The organism is Orbaceae bacterium BiB (genome assembly GCA_036251205.1).
In the GTDB taxonomy this organism is placed as follows: domain Bacteria; phylum Pseudomonadota; class Gammaproteobacteria; order Enterobacterales; family Orbaceae; genus Orbus; species Orbus mooreae.
The window spans coordinates 2681823-2697880 of sequence record CP133958.1 but is presented as its reverse complement, the minus strand read 5'-3'; the positions used below and the strand labels follow the sequence as shown (position 1 = coordinate 2697880).

General features: G+C 36.1%; 14 protein-coding genes. 4 read left to right on the top strand and 10 right to left on the bottom strand.

Annotated elements, in window-relative coordinates:
• The first annotated feature begins 2 nt into the window (after positions 1 to 2).
• Positions 3 to 2090, top strand: coding sequence for an ATP-dependent DNA helicase RecG (gene recG, locus RHO11_12695; GenBank protein ID WVD61309.1), 2088 nt, complete (start codon positions 3 to 5; stop codon positions 2088 to 2090).
• A 12-nt stretch (positions 2091 to 2102) separates the two neighbouring features.
• Here the strand turns inward: recG and RHO11_12690 are convergent, their stop codons facing one another.
• Genes RHO11_12690 through RHO11_12680 form a run of 3 tightly spaced genes read right to left on the bottom strand, consistent with a single transcriptional unit; the run spans position 2103 to position 4774 of the window.
• Positions 2103 to 2888 carry a TIGR03915 family putative DNA repair protein gene (locus RHO11_12690; protein ID WVD61308.1) on the bottom strand — a complete coding sequence of 262 codons (786 nt, stop codon included), beginning with the start codon at positions 2886 to 2888 and terminating at the stop codon, positions 2103 to 2105.
• 7 nt (positions 2889 to 2895) lie between these two features.
• Positions 2896 to 4158 (bottom strand): putative DNA modification/repair radical SAM protein, encoded by a 1263-nt coding sequence (locus RHO11_12685; protein ID WVD61307.1) that lies wholly within the window; start codon positions 4156 to 4158, stop codon positions 2896 to 2898.
• A gap of 55 nt (positions 4159 to 4213) precedes the next feature.
• A complete protein-coding gene (locus RHO11_12680; protein WVD61306.1) occupies positions 4214 to 4774 on the bottom strand; it encodes a helix-turn-helix transcriptional regulator in 561 nt (186 codons plus the stop codon).
• A 480-nt stretch (positions 4775 to 5254) separates the two neighbouring features.
• Here RHO11_12680 and RHO11_12675 point away from each other — a divergent pair, with 480 nt between their 5' ends.
• Positions 5255 to 5695 (top strand): YbhB/YbcL family Raf kinase inhibitor-like protein, encoded by a 441-nt coding sequence (locus tag RHO11_12675; protein ID WVD62903.1) that lies wholly within the window; start codon positions 5255 to 5257, stop codon positions 5693 to 5695.
• A gap of 117 nt (positions 5696 to 5812) precedes the next feature.
• Here RHO11_12675 and RHO11_12670 read toward each other — a convergent pair whose 3' ends face one another.
• Genes RHO11_12670 through pmbA form a run of 3 tightly spaced genes read right to left on the bottom strand, consistent with a single transcriptional unit; the run spans position 5813 to position 10116 of the window.
• Positions 5813 to 7015: a CinA family nicotinamide mononucleotide deamidase-related protein gene (locus tag RHO11_12670; GenBank protein WVD61305.1), complete on the bottom strand. Its 1203-nt coding sequence runs from the start codon at positions 7013 to 7015 to the stop codon at positions 5813 to 5815.
• Positions 7008 to 8729, bottom strand: a complete 1722-nt coding sequence (locus RHO11_12665; GenBank protein WVD61304.1) for a SulP family inorganic anion transporter — start codon at positions 8727 to 8729, stop codon at positions 7008 to 7010. Before RHO11_12665 ends, RHO11_12670 begins: the two co-directional genes overlap by 8 nt.
• A 19-nt stretch (positions 8730 to 8748) precedes the next feature.
• Positions 8749 to 10116: a metalloprotease PmbA gene (gene pmbA, locus RHO11_12660; GenBank protein WVD61303.1), complete on the bottom strand. Its 1368-nt coding sequence runs from the start codon at positions 10114 to 10116 to the stop codon at positions 8749 to 8751.
• Positions 10117 to 10304: 188 nt separating this feature from the next.
• On the opposite strand from pmbA, the gene yjgA reads away from it, so the two are divergent.
• Complete coding sequence (yjgA, locus tag RHO11_12655) at positions 10305 to 10829, top strand: ribosome biogenesis factor YjgA (GenBank protein WVD61302.1); 525 nt, start codon at positions 10305 to 10307, stop codon at positions 10827 to 10829.
• A gap of 57 nt (positions 10830 to 10886) precedes the next feature.
• Complete coding sequence (ppa, locus tag RHO11_12650) at positions 10887 to 11414, top strand: inorganic diphosphatase (protein WVD61301.1); 528 nt, start codon at positions 10887 to 10889, stop codon at positions 11412 to 11414.
• A 64-nt stretch (positions 11415 to 11478) separates the two neighbouring features.
• On the opposite strand, the gene fabR is transcribed toward ppa, so the two are convergent.
• The 4 genes from fabR to RHO11_12630 all read right to left on the bottom strand — a co-directional run bounded on the left by fabR (position 11479) and on the right by RHO11_12630 (position 15994).
• Complete coding sequence (gene fabR / locus RHO11_12645) at positions 11479 to 12135, bottom strand: HTH-type transcriptional repressor FabR (GenBank protein WVD61300.1); 657 nt, start codon at positions 12133 to 12135, stop codon at positions 11479 to 11481.
• Positions 12132 to 13052: a DNA-binding transcriptional regulator OxyR gene (gene oxyR / locus RHO11_12640; protein ID WVD61299.1), complete on the bottom strand. Its 921-nt coding sequence runs from the start codon at positions 13050 to 13052 to the stop codon at positions 12132 to 12134. Before oxyR ends, fabR begins: the two co-directional genes overlap by 4 nt.
• A 193-nt stretch (positions 13053 to 13245) precedes the next feature.
• The gene (gene argH / locus RHO11_12635) at positions 13246 to 14622 is read right to left on the bottom strand and encodes an argininosuccinate lyase (protein ID WVD61298.1); all 1377 of its coding nucleotides are present in this window, start codon (positions 14620 to 14622) and stop codon (positions 13246 to 13248) included.
• 103 nt (positions 14623 to 14725) lie between these two features.
• Positions 14726 to 15994: an argininosuccinate synthase gene (locus RHO11_12630; protein ID WVD61297.1), complete on the bottom strand. Its 1269-nt coding sequence runs from the start codon at positions 15992 to 15994 to the stop codon at positions 14726 to 14728.
• Positions 15995 to 16058 lie beyond the last annotated feature (64 nt).

Genomic DNA, 16058 nt, shown 5'->3' with positions numbered 1-16058 from the left:
CTATGCTAAATAAACGATTACTCAGCCACCTAACTATTAGTCATTTGCCGGGGCTAGGGGATGTTTTAGCAAAAAAATTTAATCAGTTGGGTATTTATACCATTCGTGATTTATTGTTACATTTACCCATGCGTTATGAAGACCGCTCAGCATCTAGTGCAATATCTGCATTATCGATCGGTGAACATACGACGATTCAGGGGCAAATTGTCAAAGCTGAAATTATGATGGCAAAAAAGCGTATGCTAATTTGTACCATAAAAGATTCAACAGGTATTGCTAATTTACGTTTTATGAATTTTTATCCAGCCATGAAACAGAGTATGGTTACAGGAAAATGGATTAAAGCTTACGGTGAAGTGAGAAAAGGTAAGATCTATTTTGAAATGATTCATCCACAGATCCAAATCCGTGATAGCGAACAAAGTTTTGACAATATTGAAGGAGAACGCTATACACCAATTTATGCAGCGACCTTTGGTTTAACTCAAAATATGCTACGTAAATTTATTCATTTAGCTTTGGTATTACTTGAGCGAAATCCTTCGGCAGAAGTTATTCCTGCGCAATATATTACTCGTTTTCCCACATTAGAAGATGCGTTAAGAACACTTCATGAGCCGCCTTTAGATATCAATATTACCGAATTAGAAGATGGTAGTCATCCAGCTAAAAAACGTCTCATATTTGAAGAACTACTTGCCTATCATTTGAGTATGCAAATAACTAAATCACATACACAAAAACAACAAGCAACCCCATTACACGTTAATAATCAATATATTACCCCTTTTTTGCAGTCACTCCCCTTTTCACCTACTAATGCTCAACATCGGGTAGTGCATGAAATCTGGCAAGATATGGCCAAAAATATCCCAATGATGCGTTTAGTTCAGGGTGATGTAGGTTCGGGTAAAACCTTAGTCGCGGCTTTAGCTGCGCTTAATGCTCTAGAAAATAATAAACAAGTTGTATTGATGGCACCTACTGAAATTTTAGCAGAACAGCATGCAATTAATTTTACCAACTGGTTAACGCCACTAGGCCTAACAGTTAGTCTTCTTTCTGGAAAACTGACTGCAAAGAAAAAAAGAGAATGTTATGAAGCTCTTGCTGCTGGCGACATTGATATATTAATCGGAACTCATGCCGTATTCGTTGATAAGGTGGAATTTGCTAATTTAGGTTTAGTAATTATTGATGAGCAACACCGCTTTGGCGTTGATCAACGTCTAACGTTATGGGAAAAAGGTATTAAAGATAACTGTTACCCTCATCAACTCATTATGACAGCAACACCTATCCCAAGAACACTTGCCATGACAGTCTATGCTGATCTTGATGTCTCAACAATTGATGAACTTCCCCCTGGGCGAACACCGGTAACTACTGTTGTATTACCCAATACTCGCCGCCATGAAATTATTGAGCGCATAGAACAAGCTTGTCTAACAGGTAAACAAGCCTATTGGGTTTGTACGCTAGTTGAAGAGTCAGAAATATTAGAGGCTCAAGCTGCTGAGGTTGCTTTTGCCGAATTACAAGAACTATTACCGACAATCACTGTTGGATTAATTCATGGCAAAATGAAACCATCCCAAAAGCAAGAAGTAATGCAATCTTTTAAAAAAGGGGAAATTCAATTACTAATTGCAACAACCGTGATAGAAGTAGGTGTAGATGTACCTAATGCCAGTTTAATGGTAATTGAAAATGCAGAACGATTAGGTTTATCACAACTGCATCAGTTACGTGGCAGGGTTGGTCGAGGTAGCGCGGCATCACACTGTGTATTAATGTATCAAATGCCATTAAGCCGAGTGACTAAAGAGCGTTTAAATGTCATGCGTGATAGTAATGATGGCTTTGTTATTGCCCAAAAAGATTTAGAAATTAGAGGCAGTGGCGAAATATTAGGGACCCGCCAAGTTGGTATTGCAAACTTTAAGATTGTTGATTTAATTCGCGATCAACACCTAATCAGTACTATTCAGCAAGCATCAAACTATCTGCTTAGTGATGATCCGCAATCAGCTTATGCTATTGTTAATAGCTGGTTACCTGATCGAAGTAAATATATTAATGCCTAATACATCACGTCATTAAGGATCTTCATGCCAGGTTTCTGGTAAGTTTTTCCAAAAACGCACAGGCATAGATTTTTTCTGTAATTTAGGATTTACCCGCTCTTTAATTGTTGTTGCCTGACAATAGCGATGCCACATTTTTTGAAAACGTCGCTCATCCTCATTCAAGTAATTATCGTTAATTTGTCCATTTATCATAAAATCATCATGTTCATCCAGATGAATGATCTGTACATGTTTTAAATCATAAAAATATCCATACTGCCTAACTGAGTCAAAAAGAACCCATTTTTGATCAGCAAAACGATCCTTAAAAAAGTCCAACACAAATGGTAATATGTTATATCTTGGTTCGACCGATGCAAAATAGATTTTTTCACCCTGATTATTGATAGCATTAAAACGGACAAACATCATTAAATAGTGTCTTTCATGAGCAACTTTTTTTGCAAGATTTCTTATTGCCAAAATATCCGGATCGGCAAAGTTATGACTAATATCATGCTTCACTTTAAAGACTTTAACTAAATAATTAAAAATTAATATAGCTCGTTCTGGCTGTTGTGAAAACCAAACATAACTAATCTGATTAAGCGCGATTGATGGTAATCGTTTCGTCATTGCCTGACTGACGCGATTAAATTTTTCGTCAGTAGTCTGAACATAAAATTCTTCGGTACAAAATAATGGTAATATATCACTTGAAGTGAGTATATGTTGCGGCCATTTTTTAAGATTAAAAGCATCAAATACAGCCGATAACACTCCTTCAAACGTATCATCATAACGGAAAACAATCATTTTATGCTCACTCGAGTCCTATCGATAATTGTTGCGGTACAGCCATAATAGGCAGAGATGGTTCTTTAAGTGACAAACGAATATACTCTGGTGATGAATTTTGTAATTTAAATGATTGCATCTCATGACAAATAATAAAAAATTGTGCACGCTTGAGGACAACACCAATACGTTTTAATGCAGCTAAATTGAGTCGACCATGTTGTCGCGCAGAAACAATTAGCTTTGCTGAACGAACACCAATCCCAGGCACTCGTAAGATTTGTGCATAACTGGCACGATTAATATCAATCGGAAAATAGTGTGGATTACGAATCGCCCAACTAAGCTTTGGATCCATATCCAAATCTAATGTTTGATGTTGATCATTGACGATCTCATTGACATCAAATTTATAAAAACGTAGTAACCAATCTGCTTGGTAGAGCCTATTTTCTCGAATCCTAGGTACATCTTTAACCACCGGTAAACGTTTATCATAGCCATTAACGGGAATAAACCCAGAATAATAGACTCGCTTCATACTAGGCCGTTTATAGAGTTTAGCTGTAAGCTGTAAAATTTGCTGATCAGTTTCATCCGTTGCTCCTACAATTAGTTGTGTACTCTGCCCTGCTGCGGAAAACTTAGGGGCATGTCTAAATTTACTACGCTCCTCTTTATTTTCCAGCAAGTGCTGCTGGATATGGCGCATGGGTAAAAAGATACTTTGATGATCTTTCTCTGGTGCTAAACGTTTTAAATTATCTTCAGTAGGAATTTCTAGATTAACACTTAATCGATCAGCATATAATCCAGCTTGATACACCAACTCACGACTTGCTCCTGGAATTGCTTTCATATGGATATAACCATTAAAATTATGCACAGTACGTAAATCTTTAATAACCCTAAGCATTCTTTCCATGGTATGGTCAGCATTTTTAATAATCCCGGAGCTTAAAAAAAGCCCTTCAATATAGTTACGACGATAAAATTCAATTGTTAGTTCTGCTAACTCTTTAGGTGAAAATGCAGCACGGCGAATATCATTACTACGGCGATTAATACAGTAAGCACAATCATATAAGCAGAAATTAGTCAGCATAATTTTTAGCAATGAAACGCAGCGACCATCTGCAGTAAAAGTATGACAGATCCCCCAACCATGGGCACTACCAATTCCCCCTTGTTGATTTTTACGAGTCGTACCACTCGATGCACATGACACATCATATTTCGCTGATTCGGCAAGGATCTCCAATTTTTTGATTGTACTATCTTTAATCATATAAATCCCAATACAACTGTGTATAAACACAGTATATAAAATATTATGCTGAAAGTCACTGCTTAGAAAACATTTTTGTTTTTCTTAGCTCTCTGGGGGTTAAACCAAAACGTTGCTTAAAATTTTCAGTAAATCGCGAATGCGTTTGGTAACCACATAATTCGACAATATGCTGTATTGATTTTTTAGTTGTTTGCAGTAAATGGAGCCCATAGCCTAATTGTGCATTACGCTTTATAGCACTAATCGATTGATTTTCATCTCGTAACTTTCTACGCAAAGTAGATTCACTCATAAATAGTGCCTGACAAATTTGTTGCACTGTTAAATTCTGAAATCTATTTTGTATAAACATGTGATGTATTTTACTACTTAAAGAAGACTGATGACCTAAAGCAGCAATATTTTTATAACCAAGGTAATTAAGTAGTAGTAAAATTTCACGTCGTCTATGCGCTAATATATGTTCTGGCGCCCATGCTGATATGGTGACTAATTGTTCTAATGCATTTTGTAACTCGGCACCAACATATCCCCGAGTATAAGCTATACCGTTGATTTTAGCAGCGAGAAGATCGATGAAATCATGATGTTCAAACTCAAGAATAAATGCCATATATCCATTTTGTTGAAAAATATTTCTAACAGTCGTCAATTTATGGTCGGCTAAAAAAATGAATTCTCCACTATGACAGGTGATAGTCTCTTCTGAACGAATTTCTTTATATCCGTTAACAATAAAAATAAGCAGTGGCTTGATAAATTCAATATTTTTTAAATGCTGTTCACTATTGGCAGAGTAAAGATAAAACGGTAACTATTTATCTTGCAATAACATCTGTTGAGTAATTTGAATAAAGGAATTAACCATATTAATTATTGACCGAATAGTGCTAATAAATGATTGTTTGCGGACAGTATGACATAAGCCAATTAAATATAATACTTGCTCTATTTTACGAAGGTTTAATTAAGGAGTAGTAATATGAAAATGTATAAAATAATCTTTGCTTCAATGCTGTTAATCTCACCCGTATTTGCTTATTCATTAGTATTAACTAGCAACGATATTGCATAAGGTAAAGGTTTTTCTACCCTGCATGAATTTAACGGTTTTGGTTGTCACGGTGAAAATCGGTCGCCAATGTTAGCTTGGCAAGATATCCCCGCTGGCACTGAATATTTTGCCATTACCGTCTATGATCCTGATGCTCCAACTGGAAGTGGTTGGTGGCACTGGCAAATAATCAATATTCCTAAAGATGTGCTACAGATCGCACAAGATGCAGGTAATTCAGATCAAAGCCAACAACCAAAAGGTGCAATACAAATACGTAATGATTATGGTATCTATGGCTTTGGCGGAGCTTGCCCACCAGTAGGTGATGGTAAACACCGTTATCAATTTACGGTATATGCATTACCCAATAAATTAGATATATCAAAAGATACTTCAGCGGCGATGGTTGGGTTTATGTTAAAGGCTAATGCCATCGCATCTAGTACTATTGAAGCATTGTATGGACGCAATCAATAAATCACAATTATTCGAGAATGGGGAAGTAGAATACTTCCCGTTTAAAAAATAACTACCTTTAATCTAAACAGATTTTTATACTAGATTAATACATTCCATCAAAATTATAACGAAATATTAATTAATAGTAATATCCTCATCAAGCACATCTAACCAAATATTTGGGGCTATTAATGGTTGTTTAGTTAAATAGCGTCTTAAGGCATCTAAGCCAATAGCTGAAAAAATTTCTTGTTCAGTCTGCTTAGTATGCCGCCGACTATTATATTTCAGCTTATAACAGAAGATCTTTTGAGACGTCATTAAACATAAATGGAAGATATCTTCACTAAAATCACCTAAAAATAGTATCAAAGCATTAGGATATTGGCTCTGTAAATTTTTAGCGGCTTCACGGATATTAGAATTTTGACTTAACACTTCTGATTTTATGACAGGTGCATTATTATCATATAACTGATAAGCCATTAATCCTGCCGTTTTCTGTTCTAAAATAATAAGTTGTTGTGATTGCTGTTGAGCAAGCTCACTCACAACTCCGGCTAAACCTATTGTTCCTTCATACACAAGATTATCTTTAACAATCGCTTTTAACTGAGTCCAGATCTGATCCATCTGAGGTCGCATAGATTCATCTGCTGTCAATTTTAATTCAATAATCGGCATAGCAGAGCGATAACCAACACTAATGTTAGCAGGAATCGCAAGTTTGCTATCAATTTCAGTTGCGAGATCACTTTCACTACGACCTATCGTTGTCAATCGATAACAGAGTGGTTTAATAATTTGTGGATACTGATTTTTTATGTCGGGCAAAATTTGTGACTTAACCATCTCTTTAAATTCAGAAGGTACTCCAGGAGTAAAATAGATCACACAATCATTGATCACCATCCTAAAGCCACATGCAGTTCCAACAGGATTATCTATAATTGTGGCACTTTTCGGTAGCATGGCCTGTTTAATATTAGCAGGAGACATCTCTTTTCCCCGACTGATAAAGTAGTTTTCCATCACGGATAACCACTCTTGATGTAAAACCAGCTCCTCATTATTAGCTTTAGCTGCTGCTAAAGCACTTAAATCGTCACTGGTTGGGCCAAGTCCACCATTAATAATAAGGATATCATTTTCTATACTGCGTTTTTGTAGTGCATTAATAAGCTGAACTAAATCATCACCAACAGTAAAACGTGAGGTGATTAGAAAACCTTGTTGAAATAGAAAATCAGCTAACCATGCCGCATTAGTATCAACAATCTGCCCATATAGCACTTCATCACCCGTGCTCACCATTTCAATACGAACTGTGCTATTCATTGATCACCTCTATGTCGGTCATATGTTCTTTACTTTGTACCATTTTTACCGCAAAGTAGAGATCATAAGCAAATTCGATATAATCTTTATCCATATCGATCTTCATATCTTTAAACCAGTGTTTTAACGTTTTACGCCGGCCAGCTAAAATCAATACGGTATTACGTATTTTTAGTGCCCGTACTAACTCTTCAATACCGAGTAAAACACTCACATCTTGATAGGTAAAACAGGGGATAGTATCAACAATAATATAATTAACCTTATCTGGAGATTCATCAACTAACGTTATTAAACGCTTTTTAAAGTAAGCGATATTAAAATAGGTTAACGGTGAGTTGAACCGATACATAATCACATTATCTAATGCCGAAACATTATCACTTAACGAATGAATTCGACCATCATCATCAATACCAAGTAGCTGATCTGTCGGTCTAAATACGCGTCTTAAAAATAGAAATAAACCCAGTAATACCGATAGTGCCATTCCTGGAATAATACCAATCAATAAGACCGCAATTAATGTTAAAAGACTTAAATAAAATGCATCTCGATTTAACTTAAAAAAGCGAATAATACTTTTGATATCAATTAATGACCAAGATGAGTAAATCAGAATAACCCCTAACACAGCAGTAGGAATAAATTGTAGTGGTGATAATAAAAAGAATACGACTAAAGCGATAACACCAGCAGCAATAATCGATACCAGTTGAGTTTTACCTCCACTCACATCGTTAACCGCCGTGCGTGATGATGTACCACTAACCACAAAGCCATTAGATAATCCGGCAACAATATTCGCAATTCCTAGCGCTTTAAACTCGGTATCAGCATCCGTGTCATAATTATTTTTAGCGGCAAAGCTACGCACCGTAATCATCATACTAATAAAACAGATCACAGCAATATTCAATGATGGTACAACTAGTTCACGCATTAATCCCGGATCAAAATTACCCCATGAAGATAATGAAATCATTTCATTACTAAATTGTCCGATAATTTTAACGCCATATTGATCAAAACCAACTAACCATGAACAAAATGTCATTAAAATCACCACAATTAATGGCGCAGGCCAACGAGGACGGAATTTTTTAAGAACAATTAATAGTGTTAATGAGATAAGAGAAATACACATCGTTATGATGTGCATGTCCAATACCTTAAAAGGCATATCGATAATTCGTTCAAATAAATTATCATAGTCATACTTAAAACCACAAATTTTGGCAAACTGATCAACAATAATGGTAATTGAAATACCATTAAGTAACCCAAGCAAAATGGGACGGCTTAATAGATCAGCAAAGGTTCCAAGCCTTAATTTACCGGCAATCAAGCACCAGATACCGATCATTATCGTCATGATAATCACCAGCTGCCATCTTAATACTGGATTATCAAGGGTTAATGGAATAACAACTGCGGCAACTACCGCACAAGTTGCGGTATCAGGACCGACAATCAGTTGCCTTGATGAACCAAATAAAGCATAAGCAACTAAAGGTAAAATTGTTGAATATAATCCAGCTATAGCCCCAACGCCTGTTAAATCTGCATAAGCAATCGAAACAGGTAAAGCAACTGCTGCAACAGATAAACCAGCACGAATATCAGAACTTAAATACTCTTTACGATAAGTAAAGAAATTCTCAAGTCCGGGGATCCAACGGAATAATTTTTGAAAAAATAGACTATTTTTCACCTGCTCCATGTTGAACTCACTATTTTCCTGCAATGCTCATACGTTCAATTAAAATTGAACCACATTGAATATTCGTTCTCTGTTCAATATCGCTACCGATAGCGACAATATTTTGATACATATCGACTAAATTACCAGCAATAGTAAATTCATTAATTGGGTATTGAATTTCACCATTTTCGATCCAAAAACCACTCGCACCACGAGAGTAATCACCTGTAATCGAATTAACACCTTGTCCCATCAACGATGTTACCAAAACACCTTTATCCATCATTTTTAATAATTGTTGAAAATCAGCGCTAGCATTATCAGTGTGTAAACGCCAGTTATAAATACCACTGGCATTACCGGTACTTTTTAGTGGTTTCTCTGGTGTTGATAATTTTCTAGCCGAATAACTACTGAGCAGATAAGTTTGTAATACGCCATTAGTAATAATATCTTTGTTAAAGGTAATGATCCCATCACTATCAAAAGGGGTTGAACCAATACCTTTTAATAAATGTGGAAACTCTTTAATTGTTAACCAATTAGGGAAAATTGATTGTCCTAACTTATCAAGTAAAAAAGAGGATTTTTTATAAATAGCTCTACCACTGATCGCTGAAGCTAAATGACCAATTAATCCCGTTGCCACTTCTGGACTAAACAATACAGGAACTTGCATTGTCGCAATTTGTCTTGCACCTAAAATAGCAACCGTTCTTTGTGCTGCTTCTAATCCGACATATTCAGCCGATCGTAATTCACTAATATCACGAGATGAGGAATAAGCATAATTCCGCTCCATATTGCCATTACGTTCACCGATAACACAACACGATAAGGAGTGATTACTGGCACGATACCCTTGCAACATACCTTCACTATTGCCATACACACGAATACCATAACCACTATTGAAATATCCCCCATCACTTGAGGTTATTTCCGCCTGCTGTAACGCGATTTTCTCAGCTTGAGCGGCTAACTTGATTCCTTGATCAACATTGAGTTCACTTGGATAAAACAGATCTAAATCAGGACAAGTAAAAGCCAACTGTGATTTATCACCTAATCCAGAATAAGGATCAGGTGATGTATATTTCATAATCTCAATTGCCATATTAATAGTTTGTTCTATCGCTGCAGGCGAGAGATCATTGGTCGAAGCGGTACCTTTCTTATAATCTTGATAAACAGTAATACCTAATACGCCATCATTATTAAACTCAACATTTTCTGTTTCACCTAACCGAGTACTAACATTGATGCCTGTCGATTTGTTAATGGCAATTTCTACCGTATCTACTCGTTTTTTTGCAATATCAATCGCATTTGCTACAACAGATTCGAGGTATCTTTGCTCTTTAGATGATTCTTCTTTTATTTGTATTGTCTGCATACTTATCCGAATTTACTGTGGGTGTATATAAAATAAAGATTATTTAATATGACATTAAATAAAAATAATGCAAAATATATCAGAGTATCTGATTTAATTTCTGTTATTACGTTTATGATACGTTATAATACCTCAGATTAGTATTTGTCAGCTGCATATTTTTGATAAAATTTATTTAAAGACACTTTATGACACTATTTGAAAACGAAGATAACAATTTACTTGATGAAGATGACGAGATCATCTATGTCAGTAAAAGTGAAATTAAACGCGATGCTGAAGCATTAAAAAAGCTCGGTGTTGAATTAGTTCAACTTAGTAAAAATGAGTTGGAAAAAATCCCACTAGATGATGCTTTAAGCCGAGCGATTGAGCTTGCTCAAAAAATAAAGAAAGAGGGTTATCGACGACAGATCCAATATATTGGTAAATTATTGCGTAGCCGTGATGTAGAGCCAATCACACAAGCACTAGATAAATTAAAAAATCGCCACAATCAACAGATTGCTCTTTTTCACAGAATTGAAAAACTACGTGATGATTTAATTAGCACTGGTGATGCAGAAGCTATTTTAACGCAATATCCACTGGCCGACCGTCAGCAGCTACGAAATTTAGCCAGACTAGCTAAAAAAGAGCAAGAAGAGAACAAACCGAATAAATCTGCTAAGCAGATTTTTCAGTATTTAAAAGAATTGAGCGAAATAGAATAAGCTTTATAATAGATGTACTTTTTAACACAAATTAGACCTAAATTTGAGGAACACTAAATGGGACTTTTAAATGTACCAGCAGGTAAATCACTACCTGACGATATTTATGTTGTAATTGAAATTCCAGCGAACGCTGATCCGATTAAATATGAAGTTGACAAAGAGTCAGGTTCACTTTTTGTTGATCGTTTTATGTCAACAGCAATGTTCTACCCATGTAACTATGGTTATATCAATCACACGTTATCGCTAGATGGTGATCCTGTTGATGTATTAGTACCAACACCATATCCTTTACAACCAGGTTCCGTCATTCGTTGTCGTCCAGTTGGTGTATTAAAAATGACTGATGAATCAGGCCAAGATGCTAAACTTGTTGCGGTACCACATACTAAATTATCTAAAGAGTATGATCACATTAAAGATGTTGGTGATTTACCAGAATTACTTAAAGCACAAATCAAACACTTCTTTGAACATTACAAAGATCTTGAAGCGGGTAAATGGGTTAAAGTTGATGGTTGGGAAAATGCCGACGCTGCACGTCAAGAAATTTTAGAGTCATTTGAACGCGCAAAAAAATAGTTCTAGCCACTTAATAGTAAAGTGCTATCACACAATGTGATGGCATTTTACTTGTTCTAAATCGTTACTCTACGCCTTGTTTCTTTAGCAATTCCCGATGATACATGTAATAAGCACCTCGAGATAGCATACGTAACTGAAATATAAGATTATCGATCAGTTTCTGCTTTTGTTCTACTGCAAAATCTATTGCTTCAGCTCCGGAATTAAACACAATCGTCACCATAGCTTCAGCTTGAGCTTCATTATAACGTTGCGGCATATTATTAGCGTGATCAAGGTAATCGGCAAGCTCTACAATAAAATGCTGTATCTCTCGGGCAATAGCTGAACGAAATTCAGCAGAGGTTCCAGCTCTTTCACGAAGTAATAGTAGAAATATTTTAGGATTATTTTCAATAAATTCAATAAATGTTGTAACAGAGGTTTGAATAACACTACCGCCCTTTTCAATACGTTTACGGGCTTGACGCATTAATTGGCGCAAAATTAAACCACTCTCATCAACCATTGCCAGCCCTAATTCATCCATATCGCGAAAGTGGCGATAAAATGAAGTCGGCGCAATACCTGCTTCTCTGGCAACTTCACGTAAACTCAGACTGGTAAATCCTTGCTCAGCATTTAATTGATTGAAAGCAGCATCAATCAAAGAGCGTCTTGTACGCTCTTTTTGGATGGCTCGAATACCAGATGATTGATAACACTTATTGTTTTTCATGCTGAAAGCATTTTCTTTTTCTTAGCGATAACATCAGGCATATAAGATTGGATCTTTTTAGCTAATTGCTCATAACGTGTACGCAATGGTGATCCAGGGCGGTAGACTAATTCAATCGAACGAATAGGACCAGGATCTGAACAAGGAACATAACAAATATTATCACGCACTTTCTCATTTGGAACCGCAAGTGCTGGGAATAATGTAATTCCACGTCCAGAAGAGATCATACTACGTAATGTTTCTAGACTGGTCGCTTTAAATGTTTTATCTTCTTCAATACCTGCTCTAAAACAGTAGCCCATGGCGTGTTCTCGTAAACAGTGGCCATCTTCTAGCATTAAAAATTTTTCTCCATTTAAAGACGGTAAACTAATAACTTTCTTTTTCGCTAATACGTTATTTGATGGTATAGCTAATGCGAGAGGTTCGTCGAATAATGGAATTTCAATAAATGGGCTGGTTTCTTTAACTTTAGCTAAAATGACACAATCTAAACGTCCCTGCTCAAGATTACTTAACAATACACTCGTTTGAGCTTCGTGTAAGTAGAGTTCCAAATCAGGATACTCATCATTTAATAACGTCACAATATAAGGTAGCAGGTAAGGGGCAAGTGTCGGTATTAGACCAATATGTATTGGCCCTGACATATCTTCGCCCTGCTTAGTCGCCATCTCTTTAAAAATTTGAACATTACGTAAAATTTCTCGTGCTTGTTCAACTAACATTAATCCAGTTTGAGTAAATAAGACTTTTCGACTGGTTCTTTCGAGCAACATAACCCCTAATTCATCTTCTACTTTACGAATCTGTCCACTCAACGTTGGTTGACTGACATTACACGCCTCTGCTGCCCGACGAAAATGACGATGATCTGCTAATGCGATAAAATATTCCAAATCGCGAATATTCATAATATGCTCCCACTGGACCTATTTTTGTAAAAAGAAAGCTCTTCAATGCTTACTAAAGTATAACTTTTTTTTATAACTTCATCATTATATTTATAATTAAATTTTATGTTACATGATTTCGCATAATAAATTAAACATTAATTGTGAATATTTAAAAAAAATTTATAATTACGGTAATATTTTATTCATTAACTCAATTCTTTATACAATTTTTTGCATTGACGATCGCTGCTGAAACCTGCTTAGGAGAGACGCCACCCTTAGCACTACGTTTATTCAAACATGACTCAATTGATAAAATATCATACACATCTTGTTTAATGACTGAGCTGAAAAGTTTGAATTCATCCAGTGTTAACTCTTCTAAAGCTTTTTGTTTAGCAATAGCTGCGACCACAACTTCACCGACAATATGATGAGCTTCTCTAAATGGTACACCTTTAGCAACCAAATAATCTGCAAGTTCAGTTGCATTAGAATAGCCCTGTTTTGCAGCTTCTAAACATCTTGGATAATTGATTTTTATATCTTCGAGAACTAAAGCGGCCATATTTAAACAGTCATGCCATGTATCAAGTGCGTCAAATAGACCTTCTTTATCTTCTTGCATATCTTTGTTATAAGCTAAAGGCAAACCTTTAAAAGTCATCATCGCACCGGTTAATGCACCGATAACGCGTCCTGATTTACCGCGGATTAGCTCTAATGCGTCAGGATTTTTCTTTTGTGGCATCAGTGAAGAACCAGAAGTCACTCGATCAGATAACTCAACAAAATTAGCTTCACCACTATTAAAAATAATGAGATCTTCTGCAAATCGAGACAGATGATTCATACTAATTGATGCAATTGATAATAGCTCCATCACATGGTCACGATCAGAGACTGAATCTAAGCTATTATTCGTTGCACGAGTAAAACCTAAGTTTTTAGCAAGTTCATCACGATCAATTGGATAAGCCGTACCAGCTAATGCCCCTGAGCCTAATGGACTGACATCAAAACGTACTAAAGCATCATGTAAACGACTTTTATCTCTTGTTAGCATTTCAAAATAAGCTAGGCACCAATGGGCAAAAGTCACTGGTTGGGCACGTTGTAAATGTGTATAACCCGGCATCACCGCATCTTGGTATTTTTCAGCCGTATTCACAAGTTGCTGTTGTAAATGAGTAATCGCTGTGATTAATGTCATTACCTCGGTTTTACACCATAATTTAAGATCGGTTGCGACCTGATCATTACGACTACGACCTGTATGCAATTTTTTACCCAAATCTCCAACTTTTTCAATCAGTCTTTGTTCAACCCAACTATGAATATCTTCAGCATCACTTTGTAAAATCTGTTGTGGATCATTTTGTACTGAGATAAGTAGTTCATTTAAGGCTATTTCTAAACGTTTTTGTTCATCAACAGATAATACGCTAACAGTGACTAATGCTTTTGACCAACCAATTGAGCCAACAATATCCTGTTCAGCTAAACGATAATCAAAACGCAATGAATCATTAAAATATTTAAAGCGTTGATCCGCTGCTTGGCTAAAACGCCCGCCCCATAATGCCATAATTACCTCAGTTTAATATTTAATTTGCTTGTTAAAAAATTTAAAGGCGACTTTAACATCGCCTTGATTCACTGTAATGTTTAACTATTTTACAATAGTTAAGTTATTTTTTCTTAGTTGCAGTTTTAGTTGCTGCTTTTTTAGCTGGAGCTTTTTTATTGGCTTCACTATTTAATGCACGAATACGTGATGATAATGAGAACAATCTAATAAATCCACCGGCATGGCTATGATCATAAACATCATCTTCACCAAACGTCGCAAAGTCTTCGTTATATAAGCTATTTGGTGATTTTTTCTGAATTGCGGTTGCATTACCTTTATATAATTTAACCACAACTTCGCCATTCATATCTTCAGCTAACACTTCGGCAGAAGCTTGTAGAGAACGACGATAAGGAGCAAACCAACGTCCATCATAAACCACATACGCCATTTCGAGACCTAATTGTTCACGCCATTTAAAACTATCGCGATCTAGAACCAGTTGTTCAAGACCACGTAATGCCGTCATGATGATAGTACCACCAGGGGTTTCATAACAACCTCGTGATTTAATACCCACTAAACGGTTTTCAATAATATCAACGCGACCAACACCATGTTTAGCCCCGATTTTATTTAATGTAGCAACACAGTTATAAGGTGAAAGTTTTTTACCATTAACAGAAACAACTTCACCTTTTTCAATACCGATTGTAACAAGTTCTGCTTTATTTGGTGCATCTTCAGGAGATACTGTCCATGCCCAACAATCCGCATTCGCTTCATTCCAAGTACTTTCAAGTACCCCACCCTCTGTTGAAATGTGCCATGCATTTTCATCACGGCTATAAATTTTTTCAACAGTTGCCGTAGTTGGAATTTTTCGTTGTTTAAGATAGTCAATTAGCGCTTCACGTGAACGAAGATCCCATTCGCGCCAAGGTGCAATTACTTTTAATTGTGGAGCTAACGCAGTATAAGTCGTTTCAAAACGAACCTGATCATTACCTTTACCCGTTGCGCCGTGACACAAAGAGTCAGCTCCGACTTCTAAGGCATATTCAACTTGTGCTTTAGCAATAATAGGACGAGCCATTGAAGTACCTAAATAATAAGTTCCCTCATAAAGTGCACCAGTTTTAAGAACCGGGTAAACATAGTCTTTGACAAATTCTTCACGTAAATCAACAACACGACAAGCGACTGCACCAGATGCTTTAGCTTTCTTCTCAACGTCGATTAACTCTTTTGGATCTTGACCAACATTAGCAACAAAAGCATAAACTTCACAACCTGCATAATTTTCTTTAAGCCAAGGAATAATTGCTGATGTATCTAAACCACCTGAATAGGCTAAAACGACTTTTTTGATTCCACTTTGTTTCATGTTACGCCCTTTATAAATATATACGTTTAATTAAAAGTAATTCACAAATTAACGCACTCTTAAC

Coding starts and splice junctions, on each gene's coding strand:
- argH (WVD61298.1), bottom strand. CDS start 14,622: ATGGCATTATGGGGCGGGCGTTTTAGCCAAGCAGCGGATCAACGCTTT.
- RHO11_12685 (WVD61307.1), bottom strand. CDS start 4,158: ATGATTAAAGATAGTACAATCAAAAAATTGGAGATCCTTGCCGAATCA.
- RHO11_12670 (WVD61305.1), bottom strand. CDS start 7,015: ATGAATAGCACAGTTCGTATTGAAATGGTGAGCACGGGTGATGAAGTG.
- RHO11_12690 (WVD61308.1), bottom strand. CDS start 2,888: ATGATTGTTTTCCGTTATGATGATACGTTTGAAGGAGTGTTATCGGCT.
- RHO11_12630 (WVD61297.1), bottom strand. CDS start 15,994: ATGAAACAAAGTGGAATCAAAAAAGTCGTTTTAGCCTATTCAGGTGGT.
- oxyR (WVD61299.1), bottom strand. CDS start 13,052: ATGAATATTCGCGATTTGGAATATTTTATCGCATTAGCAGATCATCGT.
- ppa (WVD61301.1), top strand. CDS start 10,887: ATGGGACTTTTAAATGTACCAGCAGGTAAATCACTACCTGACGATATT.
- yjgA (WVD61302.1), top strand. CDS start 10,305: ATGACACTATTTGAAAACGAAGATAACAATTTACTTGATGAAGATGAC.
- pmbA (WVD61303.1), bottom strand. CDS start 10,116: ATGCAGACAATACAAATAAAAGAAGAATCATCTAAAGAGCAAAGATAC.
- recG (WVD61309.1), top strand. CDS start 3: ATGCTAAATAAACGATTACTCAGCCACCTAACTATTAGTCATTTGCCG.
- fabR (WVD61300.1), bottom strand. CDS start 12,135: ATGAAAAACAATAAGTGTTATCAATCATCTGGTATTCGAGCCATCCAA.
- RHO11_12680 (WVD61306.1), bottom strand. CDS start 4,774: ATGGCATTTATTCTTGAGTTTGAACATCATGATTTCATCGATCTTCTC.